20 protein-coding genes are annotated in these 19,775 nt (G+C 72.3%); 4 read left to right on the top strand and 16 right to left on the bottom strand.

Features of this window, described 5'->3' with window-relative positions:
* Positions 1–234 precede the first annotated feature (234 nt).
* The gene (locus tag M1203_RS14785; protein ID WP_374403154.1) at positions 235–816 is read left to right on the top strand and encodes a sigma-70 family RNA polymerase sigma factor; all 582 of its coding nucleotides are present in this window, start codon (positions 235–237) and stop codon (positions 814–816) included.
* On the opposite strand, the gene M1203_RS14780 is transcribed toward M1203_RS14785, so the two are convergent.
* A complete protein-coding gene (locus tag M1203_RS14780; RefSeq protein ID WP_249950140.1) occupies positions 738–977 on the bottom strand; it encodes a zf-HC2 domain-containing protein in 240 nt (79 codons plus the stop codon). The two genes, M1203_RS14785 and M1203_RS14780, sit on opposite strands and share 79 nt — an antisense overlap.
* Positions 978–1,090: 113 nt before the next feature.
* Here M1203_RS14780 and M1203_RS14775 point away from each other — a divergent pair, with 113 nt between their 5' ends.
* Positions 1,091–1,606 (top strand): hypothetical protein, encoded by a 516-nt coding sequence (locus tag M1203_RS14775; RefSeq protein ID WP_249950139.1) that lies wholly within the window; start codon positions 1,091–1,093, stop codon positions 1,604–1,606.
* 76 nt (positions 1,607–1,682) lie between these two features.
* Here M1203_RS14775 and M1203_RS14770 read toward each other — a convergent pair whose 3' ends face one another.
* The 4 genes from M1203_RS14770 to M1203_RS14755 form a co-directional block, all read right to left on the bottom strand.
* Positions 1,683–2,873, bottom strand: a complete 1,191-nt coding sequence (locus tag M1203_RS14770) for a sensor histidine kinase (RefSeq protein WP_249950138.1) — start codon at positions 2,871–2,873, stop codon at positions 1,683–1,685.
* Entirely contained in the window at positions 2,870–4,423 is a 1,554-nt protein-coding gene (locus M1203_RS14765; protein WP_249950137.1) for a cation acetate symporter, read from the bottom strand. The genes M1203_RS14770 and M1203_RS14765 overlap by 4 nt, the downstream gene beginning before the upstream one ends.
* Positions 4,420–4,797: a hypothetical protein gene (locus M1203_RS14760; protein ID WP_249950136.1), complete on the bottom strand. Its 378-nt coding sequence runs from the start codon at positions 4,795–4,797 to the stop codon at positions 4,420–4,422. The genes M1203_RS14765 and M1203_RS14760 overlap by 4 nt, the downstream gene beginning before the upstream one ends.
* Positions 4,798–4,927: 130 nt before the next feature.
* On the bottom strand, positions 4,928–5,677 hold the full coding sequence (locus M1203_RS14755; RefSeq protein WP_249950135.1) for a LytTR family DNA-binding domain-containing protein: 750 nt from the start codon (positions 5,675–5,677) through the stop codon (positions 4,928–4,930).
* Between the two features lie 82 nt (positions 5,678–5,759).
* Here M1203_RS14755 and M1203_RS14750 point away from each other — a divergent pair, with 82 nt between their 5' ends.
* Complete coding sequence (locus tag M1203_RS14750) at positions 5,760–6,425, top strand: zf-HC2 domain-containing protein (RefSeq protein WP_249950134.1); 666 nt, start codon at positions 5,760–5,762, stop codon at positions 6,423–6,425.
* A 13-nt stretch (positions 6,426–6,438) separates the two neighbouring features.
* Here M1203_RS14750 and M1203_RS14745 read toward each other — a convergent pair whose 3' ends face one another.
* On the bottom strand, positions 6,439–7,314 hold the full coding sequence (locus M1203_RS14745; RefSeq protein WP_249950133.1) for an Fpg/Nei family DNA glycosylase: 876 nt from the start codon (positions 7,312–7,314) through the stop codon (positions 6,439–6,441).
* A 160-nt stretch (positions 7,315–7,474) separates the two neighbouring features.
* On the opposite strand from M1203_RS14745, the gene M1203_RS14740 reads away from it, so the two are divergent.
* Entirely contained in the window at positions 7,475–8,194 is a 720-nt protein-coding gene (locus M1203_RS14740) for an alpha/beta fold hydrolase (protein ID WP_249950132.1), read from the top strand.
* Here the strand turns inward: M1203_RS14740 and M1203_RS14735 are convergent.
* The 10 genes from M1203_RS14735 to M1203_RS14690 form a co-directional block, all read right to left on the bottom strand.
* The gene (locus M1203_RS14735) at positions 8,182–9,033 is read right to left on the bottom strand and encodes an amidohydrolase (protein WP_249950131.1); all 852 of its coding nucleotides are present in this window, start codon (positions 9,031–9,033) and stop codon (positions 8,182–8,184) included. The genes M1203_RS14740 and M1203_RS14735 overlap by 13 nt on opposite strands.
* Positions 9,030–9,344 carry an L-rhamnose mutarotase gene (locus M1203_RS14730; RefSeq protein ID WP_249950130.1) on the bottom strand — a complete coding sequence of 105 codons (315 nt, stop codon included), beginning with the start codon at positions 9,342–9,344 and terminating at the stop codon, positions 9,030–9,032. Before M1203_RS14730 ends, M1203_RS14735 begins: the two co-directional genes overlap by 4 nt.
* Positions 9,341–10,327: an aldo/keto reductase gene (locus M1203_RS14725; RefSeq protein ID WP_249950507.1), complete on the bottom strand. Its 987-nt coding sequence runs from the start codon at positions 10,325–10,327 to the stop codon at positions 9,341–9,343. Before M1203_RS14725 ends, M1203_RS14730 begins: the two co-directional genes overlap by 4 nt.
* Positions 10,328–10,464: 137 nt before the next feature.
* Complete coding sequence (locus M1203_RS14720) at positions 10,465–11,940, bottom strand: wax ester/triacylglycerol synthase family O-acyltransferase (RefSeq protein ID WP_249950129.1); 1,476 nt, start codon at positions 11,938–11,940, stop codon at positions 10,465–10,467.
* 109 nt (positions 11,941–12,049) lie between these two features.
* Positions 12,050–14,122 carry a SpoIIE family protein phosphatase gene (locus tag M1203_RS14715; protein ID WP_249950128.1) on the bottom strand — a complete coding sequence of 691 codons (2,073 nt, stop codon included), beginning with the start codon at positions 14,120–14,122 and terminating at the stop codon, positions 12,050–12,052.
* A gap of 63 nt (positions 14,123–14,185) precedes the next feature.
* Positions 14,186–15,349 carry a DUF6777 domain-containing protein gene (locus tag M1203_RS14710; RefSeq protein WP_249950127.1) on the bottom strand — a complete coding sequence of 388 codons (1,164 nt, stop codon included), beginning with the start codon at positions 15,347–15,349 and terminating at the stop codon, positions 14,186–14,188.
* A 430-nt stretch (positions 15,350–15,779) separates the two neighbouring features.
* A complete protein-coding gene (locus M1203_RS14705) occupies positions 15,780–15,953 on the bottom strand; it encodes a hypothetical protein (protein WP_249950126.1) in 174 nt (57 codons plus the stop codon).
* 280 nt (positions 15,954–16,233) lie between these two features.
* A complete protein-coding gene (locus tag M1203_RS14700) occupies positions 16,234–17,742 on the bottom strand; it encodes an SDR family NAD(P)-dependent oxidoreductase (protein ID WP_374402975.1) in 1,509 nt (502 codons plus the stop codon).
* A 142-nt stretch (positions 17,743–17,884) separates the two neighbouring features.
* Positions 17,885–18,709 (bottom strand): GNAT family N-acetyltransferase, encoded by an 825-nt coding sequence (locus M1203_RS14695; protein ID WP_249950125.1) that lies wholly within the window; start codon positions 18,707–18,709, stop codon positions 17,885–17,887.
* The gene (locus M1203_RS14690) at positions 18,706–19,638 is read right to left on the bottom strand and encodes an NADP-dependent oxidoreductase (protein ID WP_249950124.1); all 933 of its coding nucleotides are present in this window, start codon (positions 19,636–19,638) and stop codon (positions 18,706–18,708) included. The genes M1203_RS14695 and M1203_RS14690 overlap by 4 nt, the downstream gene beginning before the upstream one ends.
* Positions 19,639–19,775: the final 137 nt, after the last annotated feature.

The following is a 19,775-nucleotide window of genomic DNA, read 5'->3' as shown; positions in this document are numbered from 1 at the left end:
ATATATTCATATAATTGGATGTCAAGTGACCAAGCCGACAGTGCTCATGAAAGGGCCCAAACGCCACCGTCCGACCGTTCACCGCACCACTCGCCGCAGTGAGCGACCGCTCGTCGCAGACCTCGGTGCGCTGTCTGTCCCTCGGCGCCGGCATGCGTTCGGATACGCCAGGCGGCAACGGAGCCGTGTACGACGGCGACCCCGGCGGGAAGGGCGTTCACGATGACCAGGGCCATGGCCGAGGAGAGGACCGACGAGCGGGCACTGACGGAGCTTCAGCGCGACCACGGACCGGCCCTGCTGAACTTTCTGCTCGGCCTGACCTACGGCGACCGGCAGCGCGCCGAGGATCTGCTCCAGGAGACACTGGTCCGCGCCTGGCAGCATCCCGAGGCGTTCGAGGGACCCTTCGACTCCATGCGGCCCTGGCTGTTCACCGTGGGCCGGCGGCTGGCGATCGACGCCCGCCGATCCCGGCTGGCGCGGCCCACGGAGGTCAGCGACGGGATTCTCGCCGCCACGCCCGACCCCGAGGACCGCACCGAATCCACCGTCGCGGTGCTCGATGTGCGCAAGGCGGTGCGGACGCTGAGCCGTGAGCACCGCGAGGTGCTGACCCAGATCTACTTCCGGGGCCTGAGCGTGAACGAGGCGGCGCGCGTGCTCGGGATTCCGCCGGGCACGGTCAAGTCCCGCTCGTACTACGCGCTGCGCGCGCTGGCCCGCTCGATGCCCGGCTACAGCGCGTCCGGCCACCGCAGGTCGCCCTCGTCCAGGAGCGCCAGCAACGACGGCGCGTCGGCCACCTCCAGATAGGCCGCACCGCACGGGCCGCACTCCACCAGATGGTCCGCGACGCGCCGGTCCTCCCCGGGCGCGAGCGCTTCGAGCACATAGGCACCCAGGAGCGACCGCACATGCGGGCCGGAATCGTCCGCTCCATCGCCGGACGCCTCACCGTCGGCCACACCCGTCACAATCCTCTCCTGTCCGCCGACCGATCCTGCCTTTCTGGCCACGCGGGGCGGCCACCGCCGGTTCAATGCTCCGTGAAGCAGGCTTCGGGGGAAGAAAGGAAGGCGGAAAAGCGATGCGTCCGGAATGTACCGAAGGGGCGGGTGGTGGTGGCCTCCTGGTGCCCATGGCTTGGATGTACGCGGAGTACATCGCCGACGAGCTGTTGCGCACCGGTGATCTGATGCCGCCGACAACGCTCGAATACCGGGCGGGGCGGGACGCGCTGGCCCTGACGATCTTCCTCTCCGACAGTTCGGTGGGCGGACCGCGCGTGGTGGCCAGGATGGAGGAGTGGCGCTCGCTCACGGCGTACGGGACCTGCTGGCGGGAATGGGTCTGCGCGCGGCTCGACCGGCTGGAGGCGGCGGCGTTCGAGTCCGGCCCGGAGACCCGGGATCCTGATCTGGAGCTGGCGGGCGCGGCGTGGCGGTGGCTGGAGGAGACGGAGCTGCTGGCGCCGGATCTCGATGCCGTGAGCCCGGCGTACGGCGATCCGTTCCCGGCCGACGAGGCGGAGGGGCCACAGGTCTGGACCCCGGCCTGGCAGCTCGGGCTGCCGCTGGGGCATCTGGCGATCCATCTGTTCTGACCGGCTGTGCCGACCGGCCGCTGCGACCGGGTGTTCTGATGTGCTGTGCCGACCGGCGGCGCACGCGGGCGGGCGCTCAGGTGCCGTGCACACCCGCGCGGTACTTGGGGATCCGTACCGTGATCTTCGTACCCGCACCCACGCCCGTCTCGATGACCAGGCCGTACTCGTCCCCGTAGACCTGGCGCAGCCGTTCGTCCACATTGAGCAGTCCGATCCCGGTGGACGCGCCGCCCTCGCCGCGCAGGATCCGGCGCAGCCGGTCCGGCTCCATACCCACCCCGTCGTCCTCGATCACCACCTCCGCCTCGGCGCCCGCGTCGAGCGCGCTGATGGTGATCCGGCTCGTGGTGGCCGCCCCTTCGAGGCCGTGCTTGACGGCGTTCTCGACCAGCGGCTGAAGGCAGAGGAACGGCATCGCCACCGGCAGGACCTCGGGAGCGACCTGGAGCGTGACGGAGAGCCGCTCGCCGAACCTGGCCCGTACGAGCGCCAGATACTGGTCGATGGAGTGCAGTTCATCGGCGAGGGTGGTGAAGTCGCCATGGCTGCGGAACGAGTAGCGGGTGAAGTCGGCGAATTCCAGCAGCAGTTCCCTGGCACGCCCCGGGTCCGTACGGACGAACGAGGCGATGGCGGCGAGGGAGTTGAAGATGAAGTGCGGGGAGATCTGGGCCCGCAGCGCCCTGATCTCGGCCTCGATCAGCCGGGTGCGGGAGCGGTCGAGCTCGGCCAGTTCCAGCTGTACGGAGACCCAGCGGGCCACCTCGCCCGCCGCCCTGGCGAGCACCGCCGACTCGCGCGGGGCGTAGGCGACCAGGGTGCCGAGGACCCGGTGGTCGACGGTCAGCGGCACGGCCACGCCCCAGCGCAGCGGGCAGTCGAGATCGCCGCAGCCGCTCGCGAAGGCGGTGCCGCGTCCGCTCGCGAGCACCCCCTCGACCTGGGCCATCACCTGTTTGCCATGGTGTTCGCCCGACCCGTCCCAGACGAGGACCCGCTCGCGGTCGGTGAGGCAGAGCGCGTCGGTGCCGAGCAGGGAGCGCAGTCGGCGGGCCGCTTTGCGGGCGCTCTCCTCGGTGAGACCTGCCCGTAGCGGGGGCGCGGCGAGCGAGGCGGTGTGCAGGGTCTCGAAGGTGGCGCGCTCCACGGGCGTGCCGACATCGCTGGTCCGCTCGGGGCGCGCGGTGCGCCGGCCGAGCACGAAGCCGCCCGCGAGGAGCAGCGGACCGAGCACGATCAGGACGGCGAGTGCGGCTCCGCTCATCCGGCGCCTCCGGATGTGGCGCTGTCGCCGGCTCCGCCACCCGTCGTTCTGGCGCTTCCGCTCGCCCCGGCGTCGCGGCTGCCGGGCATCAGAGTCTCCGGCAGATGGAAGCGTGTCATCACCGCGTTGGTGCCCGGTGGTATCCGGCCGCGCGTGGCCAGGGACACCAGGATCATCGCGAGGAAGCCGACGGGCACCGACCAGACGGCGGGCCAGGCGAGCAGCGCGTGCGGCCAGCCCGACCGTACGGTCCCGCTCACCGTGATCACCGTGGCGGCGAACGCCAGACCGCCGCCGAGGAGGAGCCCCGCGATCGCACCGGGCGGGGTGAGCCGCCGCCACCAGATGCCGAGGACCAGCAGCGGACAGAACGACGAGGCGGAGACCGCGAAGGCCATCCCCACCGAGTCGGCCACCGGCATCCCGCTGACCAGCAGTGACCCGCCGAGCGGCACGGCCATGGCGAGCGGGGTGGCCAGCCGGAAGTGGCGTACGCCGCGGGAGGGAAGGACATCCTGGGTGAGGACCCCCGCGACGGCCATGGTCAGCCCGGACGCGGTGGAGAGGAACGCGGCGAAGGCGCCGCCCGCGACCAGCGCGCCGAGCAGATCCCCGCCGAGCCCGCCGATCGCCCGCTCCGGCAGCAGCAGCACGGCGGCGTCGGCGTCCGTACCGTACGGGAGTTCCGGGACATAGAGCCTGCCCAGCGCGCCGTAGACGGGCGGCAGCAGATAGAACGCGCCGACCAGCGCCAGGACGATCACGGTGGTCCGGCGGGCGGCCCGGCCATTGGGGCTGGTGTAGAAGCGGACGACGACATGGGGCAGCCCCATCGTGCCGAGGAAGGTCGCCACGATCAGACCGTAGGTCGCGTACAGCGGATGGTCCGCGCGGCCGACGACGGCCTCCGTCAGATCGAGATCCGCGCCCGGCCGGCCGTCGCCCTGCCAGGCCAGCAGCAGGAAGAGCGCGGGCACGAGCAGCGCGGTGAGCTTGAGCCAGTACTGGAACGCCTGGACGAAGGTGATGCTGCGCATCCCGCCCGCCGCGACCGCGACCACCACGACCACCGCGACCAGCACCCCGCCGAACCAGTCGGGTGCGCCGGTGAGGATCTTCAACGTCAGCCCCGCGCCCTGGAGTTGGGGTACGAGATAGAGCCAGCCCGCACCGACCACGAACACACTGACCAGTCGGCGCACGGCGCGCGATTCGAGCCGGCCCTCGGCGAAGTCCGGGAGGGTGTACGCGCCGGAGCGGCGCAGCGGGGCGGCGACGAAGAGCAGCAGGACGAGATAGCCGGCGGTATAGCCGACCGGGTACCAGAGCATGTCGGGGCCGTGCAGCAGCACCAGTCCCGCGACGCCGAGGAAGGAGGCGGCGGAGAGGTATTCGCCGCTGATCGCCGCGGCGTTGAGCGCGGGCCGTACCGTGCGGGAGGCGACATAGAAGTCGGAGGTGGTACGGGATATCCGCAGCCCGAAGCCGCCGACGAGGACGGTCGCGAGCACGACGACGGTGACGGCGGTCACCGTATAACTCTGGCTCACGGAACGGGCCGGCCCTTCACGAGCCGGGCGAAGTCGCGCTCGTTGCGCTCCGCGCGCCGTACGTACCACCAGGCGAGCAGGGTGAGCAGCGGATACGCGGCGAAGCCGAGCACCACCCAGACCGCCGTCGCGTCGCGCAGGGTGGCGAAGGCGAGCGGCAGGGTGCCCGCGACCAGCGCGAGGAGCGCGAACGCGGTGAGCCCGGCGCGTAGTTGACCGCGCATCAGGGAGCGGACATAGGCGTCGCCGAGCGCGGTCTGCTCCTCGATCTCGGCCTGGGCGCGGTAGCGCGGCAGGGGACGTACGCGACGGGGCTCTCCGGTGACCACCTCGCGCCGGGGCGCCGGCTGCCGCGACCCGGGCTCCCCCGTCATGTCCGTCCCCCTTGCTCTCCGGTCTCTCCGGCTCTCCGCCCTCCGGCCCGGCCCGGCCCGTATCCGGGGCCCGGCGGAGTGCTCGGGCCCAGAGTGTACGCAGGCCGGTGTTCCCGGGGGAAGTCCCTGGTCAGCGCCCGCCCTGCCGCATCAGCAGATCCCGCAGCGCGCGGGCGTGACGCCGGCTGACCGCCAGCTCGGCATCACCGACACGGACACTCATCGCGCCCGCGTCGAGCCGTAGCTCATCGATCCGGGCCAGGGCGACGAGATGGCGGCGGTGGATCCGTACGAAACCCCGGGCCCGCCAGCGTTCCTCCAGCGTGGTCAGGGGGATACGGACCAGATGGCTGCCGGTGTCGGTGTGCAGCCGTGCGTAGTCACCCTGGGCCTCGGCGTAGGCGATGTCGTCGACGGCGACGAAGCGTGTCACTCCCCCGAGTTCGACGGCTATCTGATCGGCGGCGGGGGCGGAGACCGGCGCCCGCTCCCCCACCAGTTCGGCGACCCGGCGTACCGCCTCGGCCAGCCGCTCCCTGCGGACCGGCTTGAGGACATAGTCGACGGCCTTCAGATCGAAGGCCTGGACGGCGAAGTCCTCATGGGCGGTGACGAAGACGATCAGCGGTGGCTCGGCGAAGCCTGCCAGCAGCCGGGCGACATCGAGGCCGGTCAGCCCGGCCATATGGATGTCGAGGAAAACCACGTCGATGGCGGCGGGGTCGTCGGGACCGGTGTCGAGCGCCGCGCCGATGCGCCGCAGCGCCTCCGTCGCGCTGGTGGCGCCCTCCGCGCCCCGGATCCGCGGGTCGGCCCTCAGCAGGTACAGCAGCTCCTCAAGGGCCGGTTCTTCGTCGTCCACAGCCAGTACACGCAGCATGACGCCGGAGTGTAGGCGGTGGCCCGCCCATAAGGACTCCCCCGGCTTGAGTCATTCCGTGTTCCGTTGCGTAACAGACAGCATGCGGACCTTGGACCTCCATCGTGATGCCGGCGCCTACGCACTGGGCGTGCTCGATGCCCCGGACGCCTTCCGGTTCGAGGACCATCTGATGGACTGTCCGCGCTGTTCTGATCTGCTGGCCGAATTCGGCGGGGTGAGGGAGCAGCTGGACGCCTACGCGCGGCGCACCCCCGCCGAGATGGCGCCGTTCACGGCCGCGAGTCCGCAGCTGCTGGCCGGGCTGCTCGGCCGTACCGCCGCGGTGCGGCGCCGGGGCCGCGGCCGGCGGCTCGCGCTGGTGGCCGCGGCGGCGGTGCTCGCGGTGGGCGGTCCGCTCGGCGTCCTCACCGTGGTTCCCCGGGCGGATCCGGGCGCACCGGTGACCGCCCGGTGGACCGCGTCGGACCGGTCGACGGGTACGGCGGCGGTGGTGACGGCGGCGGAGAAGGCGTGGGGGGCCGATATCGGCCTGGAACTGGTCCGGTCCGGTGACTTCGGCTCCTGCGCCCTGATCGCGGTGGGCCGGGACGGCTCGGAGCAGACCGTCACGTCCTGGGCGGCGCGCGCGGGCGGGGCCGTGCCGCTGGTCACCCGGGGCGGTGCGGCGCTGCGGCCCGACGAGATCGACCACTTCGAGGTCCGGGCCTCGGACGGCCGCCGGGTGATGACGATCGGCGGGCGATGACGGCCGGCCGGTCTCACTTGAGGAGCCGGGACAGTCTGCGGTCGGCGAGCGGCTTGCCGCCCGTCTGGCAGGTCGGGCAGTACTGGAGCGAGGAGTCGCTGAAGGAGACCTGGCGGATGGTGTCGCCGCAGACGGGACAGGATTCACCGGTACGGCCGTGCACGCGCAAACCGCTCTTCTTCTCCGCCTTGAGCCGTCCCGCCGCCACTCCGCGCGAGCGGTCGACGGCCTCGCGCAGTGTGCCGCGCAGCGCCTCGTAGAGGGTGCTGATCTCGTCCTCGGAGAGGTTCTTCACCGGCTTGAACGGCGACATCCTCGCCGCGTGCAGAATCTCGTCGCTGTAGGCGTTGCCGATGCCCGCGATCAGACGCTGGTCGCGCAGCGCGCCCTTGATCTGCCGGTTCTCACCGGCGAGCAGCCGGGCGAACGCCGCGCGGTCGAAGGAGTCGTCGAGGGGATCGGGCCCGAGCCGCGCGATCCCGGGGACGTCCGCGGGATCACGTACGAGATGCACGGCGAGGCGTTTGGTGGTGCCCGCCTCGGTCAGATCGAACCCGTCGCCCTCAGCGAGGACGACGCGCAGCGCGAGCGGCCCCTTGCCCGGCCGAGGGGGCGTCTGCGGGAACGAGTCCTTCCAGCGCAGCCAGCCCGCGCGGGCGAGGTGGAGGGCGAGATGCAGTTCGCCGTCCCCGGCATCACGCGCGACGATGTCCAGATACTTGCCGTGGCGGGCGATGGCGGTGACCGTGGCGCCCTCCAGTGCGGAGAGAGGCGGATCGTATGTTTTGAGCACATTGATGGTCAGGGGCAGCACACGGACGATCTCCTTGCCCACCAGCTGGCCGTCGAGGAACTCTCGCAGCGCTTCGACTTCGGGTACTTCCGGCATGGATCCAGGGTGCCGCAGGGGCCGTGCGAACGCCCGGCGGGCCGGCCGGACAATCCACGAGCCCCGCGGCGACGAATCCGTTCGCCGGATCGTTCATGGAAGAGCCCCGCCAAAGGTGCCCAGGACAGCCACCGGGCTCCCGCCGTCGGAAGGAAGACCCATGTCCGTACGCGATCGCCGAGGCGCGGTCCAGCCCGCGCTCGTTCTCGACAGAACCGCCGCGCGGCCCCGCGCCGTCGTCCTGCTGCTGCACGGCGGGCGCGAGTCGGGCGTGCGGCCGCCGGCCCGGCTGAGTCTGCCGGGCGCCCGGATGTGGCCGTTCACCCGTGCGGTGCTACGGGCCACCGACGGATACGACGTGGTGGTGGGCCGGGTGCGCTATCGCTGCCGGGGCTGGAACGGCAGCCGGGCCGACGCGGCGCGCGACACCCGTCGGGCGCTCGACGAGCTGGAGCCCCTGGTCGGTCCCGTTCCCGTCGTTCTCGTGGGGCACTCGATGGGAGGCCGGGCGGCCCTGGCCGCCGCCGGGCACGACCTGGTCAGCGGGGTGGTGGGGCTCGCGCCCTGGTGCCCGCCCGGTGAGCCCGTGGAGCACCTGGCGGGCTGCCGGACCGTGCTGCTGCACGGCGACCGTGACCGGGTCACGGATCCGCGCGGCAGCTTCGAGCTGGCCGCCCGCGCCCGTGCGGCGGGCGCCGAGGCCTGTGCCGTACTGCTGCCCGGCGGTGATCACGCGATGCTGCGCCACCCGCGCACCTGGCACACGCTGGCCACCCACTCGGTCACCGCCCTGCTGGGCATGGAGCCCTTCCCCGGCCCGGTGCGCCATGCCTTCCCGGAGCCGGCCGAGGACGGCACGGATCCGGTTCAGAGGGCGTAGACGCGCCGCGCGGTCTCCCGGAAGACCGCGTCGCGCTCGTCCTCACTCAGTCCGTCGGTCACGGTGCGGGCCGCGTCGAGTACCTCTCCGTAGGTGGCGGCCAGCCGGCACACCGGCCAGTCGGAGCCGAACATCAGCCGTTCGGGCCCGAAGGCGTCGAGGACGGTATCGGCGTACGGCCGCAACCCCTCGGCCGTCCAGGAGTCCCAGGCGGCCTCGGTGACCATCCCGGAGAGCTTGCAGACGGTGTTCGGCAGCGCCGCCAGCTCTCCGACCAGGCCCGCCCACGGTTCTGTCGTGCCCCCGGCGATGGGCGGCTTGCCGAGATGGTCGAGGACGAAGGTGAGTCCGGGCAGCAGCTCGGCGGCCCGCACGGCGGCGGGCAGCTGATGCTCCAGGATCACCAGGTCGTACACGAGCCCGGCGGCGGCGACGGCGGCCAGCCCGCGGCGTACGTCCGGGCGCAGCAGCCACTCCGGGTCCGGCTCGCCCTGCACCTGATGGCGTATCCCGACCAGCCGGTCGCCGCCGGGCAGCTCGCGCAGCGCGGCAAGGGTGTCCGCGACCCCGGGCGCGGTGAGATCGGTCCAGCCGACGACACCCGCGACGAGGTCGCTGCCGTCGGCGGCGGCAAGGAACTCCGGGGTCTCCTCGGGGACCCCGATGGTCTGCACCAGGACGGTGGCGGACACCTGCGCGGTCCGGGTCTCGGCGGCCAGCTCCGCGAGGGTGAAGTTCCGGCGGAGGGGAGCCATCGCGGGTCCGGTGATCCAGTCCTGGTCGCGCACGGACAGATCCCAGATGTGGTGGTGGGCGTCGATCATGCCCGGCGGTGTCATGTCAGCTCCCAGACGACGGGCAGTCCGGCATCGGCACCGGCCGCGGAGTAGTCGTGCGCGACATCGAGCAGCTCGGCCATCCGGGCCTGCCAGGCGACATTGACCGGAAGCCCGTCCAGCTCGGCGAGCAGACGGGGGTAGTCCTCGCACTCCAGCAGATGGAAGAGATCGGTACCGCTGCGCCAGATCGTCCAGGAGGTGGCGCCCGCGGCCCGGATCGCGGCGGTGAGTTCGGCGGGCACCTCGCGGTGTGCCGCCTCGTACTCCCCGATCCGGTCGGCACGCACCCTGGTGTGCAGGGCGACCCTCATGACAGCACTCCGTCCTCGCTCAGCAGTCCTTCCGCGCGCAGTTCGGCCCACAGCTCGTCGGGGACCGCGCGCTCGGCCAGTTCGGCCGCGTCGTGTACCTCCGCCGCGGAACGGGCACCGACCAGCACACTGGCGACGGCGGGATGGCGCAGGGGGTAGCGCAGGGCCGCGGCGCGCAGCGGCACTCCGTACCGCCGGGTGACGGCATCCATCCGCAGGGCCCGGTCGAGCAGTTCGGGCGGGGCGGCGGTGTAGTCGTATGTCGCGCCGGGGCGCGGGTCGGCGAGCAGGCCGGAGTTGAAGACCCCGCCGACGACCACGCTCCTGCCCCGCGCGACGGCCTCGGGCAGCAGTTCGGTGAGCGCCGACTGGTCGAGCAGGGTGAAGCGGCCGGCGCACAGGACGACATCGGCGTCGGTGTCGCGGAGGAACCGGGTGAGCATCGCCGTCTGGTTCATCCCGGCGCCGATCGCCCCGACGACGCCTTCGGCGCGCAGCCGCTCCAGCGCCGGATACGCCCGCTGGAAGGCTTCCTCCGCGTGGTCGTCGGGGTCGTGCAGATAGACGATGTCGATACGGTCGGTCCCCAGCCGCCGGAGACTGTCCTCGATGGAGCGGCGTACCCCGTCCCCGCTGAAGTCCCAGACACGGCGGTGCGTGGCGGGTACGGCGAAGCCATGGGCGAGATCGTCGCCGACGGGTCCGCCGCCGGGGACGGGGGCGAGCAGCCGGCCCACCTTGGTGGAGAGGGTGTACGCGGCGCGCGGCCGGTCGCGCAGCGCCTCGCCGAGCCGCCGTTCGGAGAGCCCGAGGCCGTAGTGCGGCGCGGTGTCGAAGTAGCGGATGCCCGCGTCCCAGGCCGCGTCGACCGCCGCGGCGGCCTGCTCGGGTCCGACGGGGGTGTAGAGATTGCCGATCCCGGCCGCCCCGAAGGAGAGTCCGGTCACCCCGACCGTTCCCTGTCCGAGCGTGGTGTGCCGCATACCGCTGCCGCCTCCCGATGTCGCCGCCGCGGACCACCCCCGGCCGAGGGTGGTCACCATGCCGATCACGATGAATATTCATCGGATGACTGGACGCGTCAACACCCATGAGGCAGCTATCTGTGCGGAGTTCGCACTCAGCTGTCCGATCTCTCGGTTGTCCGGGGGCTCTTCATGGCCAAGGATCCTCCGGCGGGGGCGGCCCGGTCGGGGTCGCCGGAGCGGATCCGGCCGCCCGGCCCGGTGACCCGGAGCAGTTCCCGCAGTTCGTCGGTCATTCCGCGCGCCAGCCGGTCGAGGTCCGGCACGGCCTTGCCGTCGGCGACCAGCCCCACATGTACCCGCCCGCCGTAGCCGGCCAGCGCCACCGCGAGGGACTGTCCGCGGGCGAGCGGCGCCATCGGATACACCTCGCGCAGCGGGCAGCCGCCGAGCGAGAGCGTCGAGCGCGGCAGCGGGACGCTCGTCACCAGGATGTCGAAGAGCATCCTGGCCGCGCTGCCGGCGAGCGGCGCCCCCAGCCGGTGGGCGAGCGGCGGCAGTTGGTCCGCGAGGACGGCCACCGCGCCGGCTCCGCGCGAGGGCCCGTCGGACTTGTTGCGGTCCATGCCCCGGCGTACGGCGGCGAGCCTGGCCCGGGGGTCGGCCTCGGCGACCGGCAGACCGAGAAGATAGGCGGAGAGCCTGTTGCCGGAGCCGGGCGGACTGCCCGGTCCCCGGCGGGAGACCGGCACAAGAGCGCGCGGCGGGGTGACGGGCAGCGGCTCGCCCCGTTCGAGCATCCAGCGGCGCAGCGCGCCGGCCACGGTCGCGAGGAGGACATCGTTGGCCGTGCCGCCCGCGGCCCTGCGGATCCGCTGGACGTCCTCCAGATCGAGCAGCGCGGTGGCCAGCCGGCGTGTCCCGCTGGATCCGGCGCTGAGCGCGGGCATACCGCGCGGGTCGAGCCGGCTCGCCCGTACGACCGAGGCGCCGATACCGACCGCCCGGCCCAGCTCCTCGATCCGGCCCCTGGCCAGCCCCGCCACCTGCCAGGGGCCGGGCAGCCAGGACCGGGGCGGCACCGGGCGCGCCCGGCGGTCACCGGCCGCCCGCGCGTCGGCGATCTGGTCGAAGATTCCGGCGCCGATGGCGACGGCACGGATGCCGTCGGCCAGCGCGTGGTGCAGCTTCACCAGGACGGCGAAGGGCCGGCCGCCGCTCACCGCTTCCCCGGTCCCGACCCGGCCGCCGTCCTGCGCCGTCAGGACATACATCTCCCAGGGCGGGATGCCGCGTTCGAGCGGACGTTCCATCAGCTCGCCGGCCAGCCTTGTCGCCTCCGTCGCGAACTCCCCTTCGGGCAGCGGCACCCGGCGCACATGGCGACGTACGTCGAACTCCTTGTGCACCGCCCAGGCCGCTCCGCCGACCGGCAGCCAGACGTCCCGTACCCGCATCCTGAGCCGGGGGATGGCGGCGGCGCGCGCGGCGAGCAGTTCCAGCACGCCCGCTCCGCCGGCCGTGCCGGGTGCCGCGGTGAAGACCGCGAGCGCGCCGAGATGCATGGGATGGTCCGCGGATTCGAGATGCCAGAAGGCCAGATCGAGAGGTGCCAGCAGCTCGGTGGTCAAGGGAACCCCAGGTCCTAGAGGCGTGGTACGGCGACGAGCAAAGCCAATCGCCCTTATTCGGTTACGGTCAAGTACGATCAAGTCACCTACAGTTAACGACGAAAAACGTTCAACGTGACGGTCGGCTCGGCACGATGAACTCGCACCACACACACTTGCCGCAGCCGCGTGACTCCACGCCCCACTCGTCCGCCAGCGCTTCCACGAGCTGGAGTCCGCGCCCCGAGACCCCTGAATACCCGGCGTCCCGGCGGTGCGGCAGAGCGCTCGAACCGTCCTCGACCTCGACCCGCATCCGTCGCTCCACCCCGGACAGCACCCGTACGGTCACGACGGCCCCGCCGCCGGTGTGCATCAGCGCGTTGGTGATCAGCTCGTCGGCGGCCAGTTCGATCTCGTCGGAACGTCCCCTGGCCCCCCAGGCGGCCACCGCCGCGCGGATCATGTGCCGGGCGGTGCTCAGCCCCTCCGGGTCGCCCTGCGCGACCCGCTGCTGGAGCCGGCCGCCGGAGCGCGGGGCGCGCGCGCCGCCGCGGCGCAGCAGCAGCACGGCGACATCGTCCTCGCCGCCCCGCGCGTCGACCACCTCGCAGAGCCGGTCGGCCAGCAGCTGGAGATCGCGCGGACCGTCCCGTACCAGCGCGGCCAGCAGTTGCAGCCCATCGTCCAGATCGGCGCCCGGCTGCTCCACCAGTCCGTCGGTGTAGAGCAACAGTGTCTGGCCGGGGTCCAGTTCGATCGTCTCCACCGGGTAGTCGAGCCGTCCGAAGGCCGCGGAGAGCCCGAGCGGCATCCCGCCGGGCACCGGCAGTCTGCGGCAGCTGCCGTCGGTGTCCCTGATCAGCGGATCGACATGGCCGGCCCGGACCAGCTGGACCACTCCGGTGGTGAGGTCGGCCTCCGCGTAGGTGCAGGTCGCGAAGCGGTCCGTGTCCAGTTCGTGGAGGAAGACCGAGGCCCGCGCCATCACGGTGGCCGGTGCGTGCCCCTCGGCCGCGTACGCGCGCAGCACGATGCGCAGCTGTCCCATCACGGCCGCCGCGTGGGTGTCATGGCCCTGTACGTCGCCGATGACCGCCCCGACCCGGCCGCCGGGCAGCGGGATCACGTCGTACCAGTCGCCGCCGATGTCCCGGCCGAGCCGGGCCGAGCGGTAGCGGACCGCGATCTCGGCACCCGGCACGGCGGGGATCCGGCGGGGCAGCATCGCCTGCTGGAGCCCCTCGGCCAGATCGTGTTCCTGCTCGAAGAGGACGGCGCGCTGGAGGCTCTGGGCGATACTGCTGCCGAGCGCGACCAGCAGATTGCGGTCCTCGGCGGTGAAGCCGCTCTTCTCCCGGTAGAGCAGCCCGAGGGCGCCGATGGGCCGCGCCTGGGCGATCAGCGGCAGATAGGCGGCGGCGTTGATGCCCAGCCCGCTAATGTCCGGCCAGAGCACGGGGTAGCGCTCGGCGAACTCCTCGGCGGACTCGATGAAGCACGGGACGAGCGTCCGTACCACCTCGCTCATCGGGTACTGCTCGTCGGTGCGCGTGACCCGCGTCCCCGGTACGTAGGAGCCCTCGGGGCCCTCGGCGACCAGATGGATGCGCCCCGCCTCCATCAGCCCCATGACCAGACTGCTGGCGCCGAGGTGTGCCAGGCCGTGGGAGTCCTTCAGTACGTCGATGACGTCCTGGACGGTCCTGGCATGGGCGAGAGCGGCGGCCGTGCCCTCGACGACACTCGTCCGCACCCGGCGCACCGCGCTCAGTTCGAGTCGCGCGGCCGAGTCCGCGAGTTCCTGGGAGGCGTCGCGGACGATGCCGATGACGCGGGAGGGCCGGCCCGCCGGGTCACGGCGGATGGCGCCCTGGGTGTGCGCCCAGCGCAGGTTTCCGTCCCGCCGCCGGATACGGAGGTACGCGCCGCAGGTGACGTTGCCGTCCCGCACCGCCCGGTCCACCACCGCCTTCAGCCGGCTGCCCTCACTCGGTGACACTCGCGTCTCCAGGCTGCTCAGCCGGCCGTCGTACTCGTCGGGGCGCAGATCCAGGACCGCGAGCGCCGGGCCGTCGAGATGCAGGAGCCCGCTGTCGAGGTGCCAGTCGAAGGTGCCCATCCGGTTGAGGGACAGACTGACGCGTGGAGGGGCGGGCCAGTCGTCGGGGAGCGCCAGGGGACCCGCTTCCCGTTCAACCATGGAGAAACTCTGTCATCATTTGTCGGTTTCTTCGAGCGGTCCTGTCAGCCTCGGACCATCCCGTCAGCCGGCGACCGCGTCGGGGCCGACCAGCTCGCCGCCGGAGCCCGGACCGTCCGGCAACGGGCCGGACAACCCGTCGCCGGGGAACACCGAGGGGTCGTCCGGGCCCGTCAGGATGTCCTCGTCGGACAGCGGGAGGTCCCCGTCGGGTCCGCCGCCCGCCCCGGGCTCCACCGGCCCGTCGGGCGGGACCACCCCGTCGTCCTCCATGAGCGGCGCGTCCCGCGGCTGGTCGGGCACACCCCGCCCCTGGTCCGGGGCGGACCTGCCCTGCTGGGAGTCCCCGGACCCCGCCCCCATACCCGCGGGCACCTCGGGCAGACCGGCCCCCGGCATCTTCACCGCGTCCGGGTCCGTGATGTCGGCCTCCGGCCCGTAGCGCGGCGGCACCTGGGGCGGCTTGTCCCGCCGGCCCCCGGTGCCGATCTGCCGTTCGATCCAGCTGTTGGCGGCGAGATCGACGATGATCAGGCTGGTGACGGCCTCGGGGGTGCGGGTGATGACGACGACCCGGTCGGGCAGATAGCCCTTCCACTTCTCGCCCCGGTAGCGCACGGAACCCTTGGCCGCGATCGGCGGGCCCAGCGGGCTGCCGTCGGCGCAGCGCACCCTCGGCACGCCCCTGTTGTCCACCATGACGGCGGTGCCCCCTTGCAGTACGGACTGGAAGGCGGCGGCGGACCCGTCGCGGTAGCCATGGCTCGTCACCCGGATGTCGGGCCGCAGCACCACGGGGGTCAGCCCGCGCAGGAAGTCCGGGACGGACGCCTGGGTGACACCCGCTCCCTCCGCGAAGGCGCGGGCCTTCGCCCGGTCCTGGGTGAGGAGACGGGACTGCCGCTCCACCTCACAGCTGGCGACGGCCGTGCCGCCGTAGAGTCCCGGCGTGGAGCCGGGCAGGGCGCGCGGTGCCCGTACGGTGCCGCTCGCGCCGCCCCGGGAGTCCGACGAAGAGGTCCGGACCGCCGGACCGGTCATGGAATCAGGGCTCACGGTGGACCGGGTGAACGGATCGGGTCCCCGCTCGTCGGCCGGCTGGAGGAGCAGTTCCTCCGCGCTCGCCATGTCCTCGCCACCCTCGTCCCCGCCACAGCCGGCCGTGATCAGAATTCCCACGGACAGCATGGCGAGCGTGACATACCGACGACGGTGGGGTGAGCGCACCAGAATCTCCCGACTCTTCCTCCATGGATGTCCCCCTATGTCTGCCGGAACTCTCTCCACCCCGCAAGCGGGAGAGGGGGCGGCAGGCCCGGAGCTCGCACGCGCTCAGGCGGCGGTACGCACTCGTCGGAGGCATCCGAACATGGTGGAGTCCGGGGGGTGATCCGGGACATCCGTGCTGGTCAGCCGGATCGCGCTGCCCGGTATGCCGGCGATGGTCGGCACGGCACGGCGATCACCGAAACAGCCGCGGGACACGGCCGCGACCGGTCCGCCCGCACTACGCCGCCGGTGGCCGGGGCGTGGGAGCCGGGGGCGTGGCGTCGTGCTCCTCCAGGTCGCGCTCCTGCGGGGGTGTCATGCGTACGTCCCGTACCCCGACCGGTGCGGGATACGGGACGTACGGCGATGCGTCGGTCGATCCGGTGCGTCAGTCGATCCCGGGCAGGATGTGCGGCTCCGCGAGGTCGTCCTCGTAGCCGGCGAGTCTGATCGGAGCCGACCTGGCCCATACTTCGAGATTTCCGAGCTTCTTGTCGGGCCGGCGGCGTCGTTCCACGTACTCCGCCGGACGCTGCTCGTGCTTCGTGAGGTCTGGTGTCACCGCGCACTCCTCTGTGTCGCGCAACTCTGGGACAGGACACGTTTCCGTCGCGGTGGCGCCGTTGTCGGACGGGACCGCGGCCCTGGTAGTGGGCCTGTCCCAGCACAGCCGTGGGGATGGTGTATCCCCTGCTTGGCCGTCCGTTCGCACCAGCGTAACCATATGAGCGCCAACCCGCTCGATAGGGCTCGCATTCGAGTGAAATTCCGGCCACTCGGCCCATGACCTCCGGGCCGGGGGCCACCTGACGGGTGATGAGCCCGTCGGCCGTCCGTCGCGGCTACCAGTTGGCGGGTGCGTAGTCCTTGAGGAAGCAGCCGTACAGATCCTCGCCACTCTCGCCCCGCACGATCGGGTCGTACACCCGGGCCGCGCCGTCGATCAGGTCCAGCGGGGCGTGGAAGCCCTCGTCGGCCAGGCGCATCTTGTCCGGATGCGGGCGCTCGTCGGTGATCCATCCCGTGTCGACGGCGGTCATCAGGATGCCGTCACTCTCGAACATCTCCTGGGCGCTGGTACGGGTCAGCATGTTCAGGGCCGCCTTGGCCATGTTGGTGTGCGGGTGACCGGCGCCCTTGTAACCACGGCTGAAGACTCCCTCCATCGCGGAGACGTTCACCACGTAGGCACGGGCCGCCTCGGCCGCGGCCATCGCCGGACGCAGCCTGCTGATCAGGATGAAGGGCGCGGTGGAATTGCACAACTGGACTTCGAGCAGCTCGACCGCGTCGACCTCGGAGACCGTCTGCACCCAGCTGTTGGTGTCGTGCAAGTCGGGCACCAGGCCCCCGGCATCGATCGCCGTGCCCGCCTCGATCCTGGCGAGCGTGGCGGAGCCGCCGACCAGCGCGAGCCCGGTGACATCGGAGGCGCTCAGCGCCTCGGCGCCGGCGGCGGGCAGTACGGCCTGGGCACCGCTGCCGAAGGCCCCGATGACCTGGGAGGCGGGGAGTTCACCCGCGGGCAGCGGCGCGGACTCGGCGGCCAGCAGCTCGCTGTACGCCTGCGGGGAGCGGCGTACCGTCTGTGCGGCGTTGTTGATCAGAATGTCCAGCGGGCCCTCGGCGGCGACGGAGTCGGCGAGGGCGACGACCTGCGCGGGGTCCCGCAGATCAATGCCGACGATCTTGAGGCGGTGGATCCACTCGTCGCTGTCCGGCATCGCCTTGAAGCGGCGGATGGCGTCGCCCGGGAAGCGGGTGGTGATGGTGGTGTGGGCGCCGTCGCGCAGCAGCCGCAGCGCGATGTACATGCCGATCTTCGCCCGGCCGCCGGTGAGCAGGGCACGCCGCCCGGTGAGATCCGTACGAGCGTCACGACGGGCGCGGTTCTCGGCGGCGCACCGCCGGCAGAGCTGGTGGTAGAAGGCGTCGACCTCGGTGTAGCGGGTCTTGCAGATATAGCAGGAGCGGGGGCGCTGGAGTATGCCCGCGATCTCGCCGATGGCCGAGGAGGAGGGCAGCAGGCCCTGGGTCTCGTCGTCGATGCGCTCGGCGGAGCCGGTGGCGGTGGCTTCGGTGACGGCCTTGTCGTTGGCGGTCTTGGCGGCCCTGCGCTCCTGGCGGCGGCGCTGCTTGACGGTCCGGTAGATCCCGGCGGTGGCCCGCCGGACCGTGATCGCGTCGGGGTGGTCGACGTCCAGCTTGTCGAGCTCGTCGAGCACCGCCAGACAGACGGCCATGCGCTCGGGGTCGATGCCGGGACCGTACTCCTGGCCCTCGGCGTACACCGGGCTCTCGGCGTACGGCCCGCTGTCGCCGTACGCCGGGCTGTCCTCTGTCACCGTCATCGCTGTTGCCGTTCCTCGATCGCTCGTACACCGGGGTCACTCGTACGCCGGAGTCCCAGATGGGGCTTTTCTTGGGCTTTGCGGCCATTCCCGCAGGTCAGGAGCATACCGATGTGCCGGGGGCCAACAAAATCCCACTATCTTAGCCGGTCCCGGCCGCCGTCCCGACGCTCCGGGACTCACCGGCCGGGACCCGGACCCCGAGGAATCTCGTCGTCCGGCGCAGCCGGAAGCCGAGCGACTCGTACAGCCGGATGGCGTTCGTATTGGACGCCGCCGCGTGCAGGAACGGCCGCTCACCACGGGCGCTGATGGAGTGGGCGACCGCGAGGACGAGTCGGGCCGCCAGGCCCTGGCCACGGAACGCGGGGTCCGTGCAGACGGCGCTGATCTCGACCCAGCCCGGCGGGTGCAGCCGCTCTCCCGCCATCGCCACCAGCGCCCCTTCGCGGCGGATGCCGAGATAGGTGCCCATCTCGATGGTGCGCGCCAGGAACGGCCCCGGTTGCGTGCGCTCCACCAGGTCGAGGATCTCCGGTACGTCGGCGGCGGAGAGGGGGACGGCCTCCTCGTCCGGAACGCTTCTGACGTCGGTGCCGACGAGCTGCACTCCGTCGGCGCTGAAGGTGACCTCCCAGTCGTCGGGCGGCGGAACCCGGTAGCCCGCGAGCGCCAGGGCTCCGCCGGGGCCCGCGAGCGCGGCGGCGTCGGCCCAGTCCGCGGCGTCGGGGGCGTCGGGCAGCGCCAGCCACGGCGAGACGTCGGGCGGATAGCGCAGCAGCCGGCCGCGCCGCTCGGCGAAGTGCGCGTGCGGTCCGGTGAGCGAGGCCAGCGTGGGATGGTCCAGCGGGTGGCCCGGCACCTCCGGGGGCGGCTCCGCCGTAGGGGCCGGGGACGGCTCCTGCGCACGGGACGAGGGCGTGCGCGGCGCGGGCGTGCGCGACAGGGAACCGGGCGTGCCGCTCATGCGCCGACCTCGATCACGATCTTCCCCTGGACATGCCCGGCCTCGACCGCGCGCAGCGCCTCGTCCGCGCGCTCCAGCGGAAAGGTCCTGGTCACGAACGGCCGCAGGGCGCCGCTGACCACGAGCTTCGCGACCTCGTCGAGGACCGCGGCGGTCCGCTGCCGGACGACCACCGCGCCGCCCAGCTGGGGAACCGTCGCCTTGTCCGCCACGCTGAACAGCTTCGTACGGTCCACGAGCAGTTCGGCCGCGTCCCGCAGGACATCGCCGCCGACGAGGTCGAGGACGGCGTCGACACCGTCGGGCGCCACGGCCCGTACCCGCGCGGCGAGGTCGGGTCCCGGCGGGACATGGACCGCGCCCAGGGACTCGACGAACTCCTTCTTGCCCGCGCTCGCGGTGCCGATGACCCGCACGCCGGAGGCGCGCGCGAGCTGTACGGCGGCCACGCCCACTCCCCCGCCGGCGCCGGTGATCAGCAGGGTGGCGCCGGCCGGCAGATCGGCCTGGCGCACGGCGTCGTACGCGGTCGCCGCCGCGACCGGCAGCACGGCCGCGTCCGTGAACGACAGCGCGTCCGGCTTGTGCGCGGTGATCCCGACCGGCAGCAGGGTGAGCTCCGCGTATCCGCCGGTGAGGGTGGAGCCGAAGACCGCGTCGCCGACGGCGAAGCCCTCGACGTCCGGGCCGATCTCCTCGACCACACCGGCGACCTCGCTGCCCAGCGTCTCGGGCAGCGAGGCGGGCGCGGAGCCGGGCCGGCGGTAACCGCCGCGCAGCTTCCAGTCGACGGGGTTCACACCCGCGGCGCGTACGGCCACCAGCAACTGGCCGGGGCCGGGGCTCGGCGTCGGCCGGTCGACGAAGGTCTCCACCTCCGGACCGCCGTGCCGGGTGAAGACATACGCCTTGGACGTGGCCTTGGGCATCGAGGCTCCTCGCTCTGACCGGTGGCTTGCGTCGCCGCTCCGCCCATGTCGGATTCGGCGACAGCAGATTCAAGGTGGATCACCGGTCAGCCTATTCCCGAGGTCACACAGTGTTCATGCGGCCTCGTTCACGCGGC

This window comes from Streptomyces sp. 35G-GA-8 (genome assembly GCF_023534745.1).
Taxonomy (GTDB): Bacteria; Actinomycetota; Actinomycetes; order Streptomycetales; family Streptomycetaceae; genus Streptomyces.
Note: the sequence above shows the minus strand (reverse complement) of the source record. Positions and strands in the feature narration are given on the sequence as shown.

Excerpts from the sequence above, each read along its gene's own strand:
- M1203_RS14755 (WP_249950135.1), bottom strand. The coding sequence starts at position 5,677 with ATGCTGCGTGTACTGGCTGTGGACGACGAAGAACCGGCCCTTGAGGAG.
- M1203_RS14730 (WP_249950130.1), bottom strand. The coding sequence starts at position 9,344 with ATGAGGGTCGCCCTGCACACCAGGGTGCGTGCCGACCGGATCGGGGAG.
- M1203_RS14735 (WP_249950131.1), bottom strand. The coding sequence starts at position 9,033 with ATGACACCGCCGGGCATGATCGACGCCCACCACCACATCTGGGATCTG.
- M1203_RS14715 (WP_249950128.1), bottom strand. The coding sequence starts at position 14,122 with ATGGTTGAACGGGAAGCGGGTCCCCTGGCGCTCCCCGACGACTGGCCC.
- M1203_RS14775 (WP_249950139.1), top strand. The coding sequence starts at position 1,091 with ATGCGTCCGGAATGTACCGAAGGGGCGGGTGGTGGTGGCCTCCTGGTG.
- M1203_RS14740 (WP_249950132.1), top strand. The coding sequence starts at position 7,475 with ATGTCCGTACGCGATCGCCGAGGCGCGGTCCAGCCCGCGCTCGTTCTC.
- M1203_RS14785 (WP_374403154.1), top strand. The coding sequence starts at position 235 with ATGGCCGAGGAGAGGACCGACGAGCGGGCACTGACGGAGCTTCAGCGC.
- M1203_RS14690 (WP_249950124.1), bottom strand. The coding sequence starts at position 19,638 with ATGCCCAAGGCCACGTCCAAGGCGTATGTCTTCACCCGGCACGGCGGT.
- M1203_RS14750 (WP_249950134.1), top strand. The coding sequence starts at position 5,760 with ATGCGGACCTTGGACCTCCATCGTGATGCCGGCGCCTACGCACTGGGC.
- M1203_RS14695 (WP_249950125.1), bottom strand. The coding sequence starts at position 18,709 with ATGAGCGGCACGCCCGGTTCCCTGTCGCGCACGCCCGCGCCGCGCACG.
- M1203_RS14745 (WP_249950133.1), bottom strand. The coding sequence starts at position 7,314 with ATGCCGGAAGTACCCGAAGTCGAAGCGCTGCGAGAGTTCCTCGACGGC.
- M1203_RS14725 (WP_249950507.1), bottom strand. The coding sequence starts at position 10,327 with ATGCGGCACACCACGCTCGGACAGGGAACGGTCGGGGTGACCGGACTC.
- M1203_RS14770 (WP_249950138.1), bottom strand. The coding sequence starts at position 2,873 with ATGAGCGGAGCCGCACTCGCCGTCCTGATCGTGCTCGGTCCGCTGCTC.
- M1203_RS14760 (WP_249950136.1), bottom strand. The coding sequence starts at position 4,797 with ATGACGGGGGAGCCCGGGTCGCGGCAGCCGGCGCCCCGGCGCGAGGTG.
- M1203_RS14700 (WP_374402975.1), bottom strand. The coding sequence starts at position 17,742 with ATGACGGTGACAGAGGACAGCCCGGCGTACGGCGACAGCGGGCCGTAC.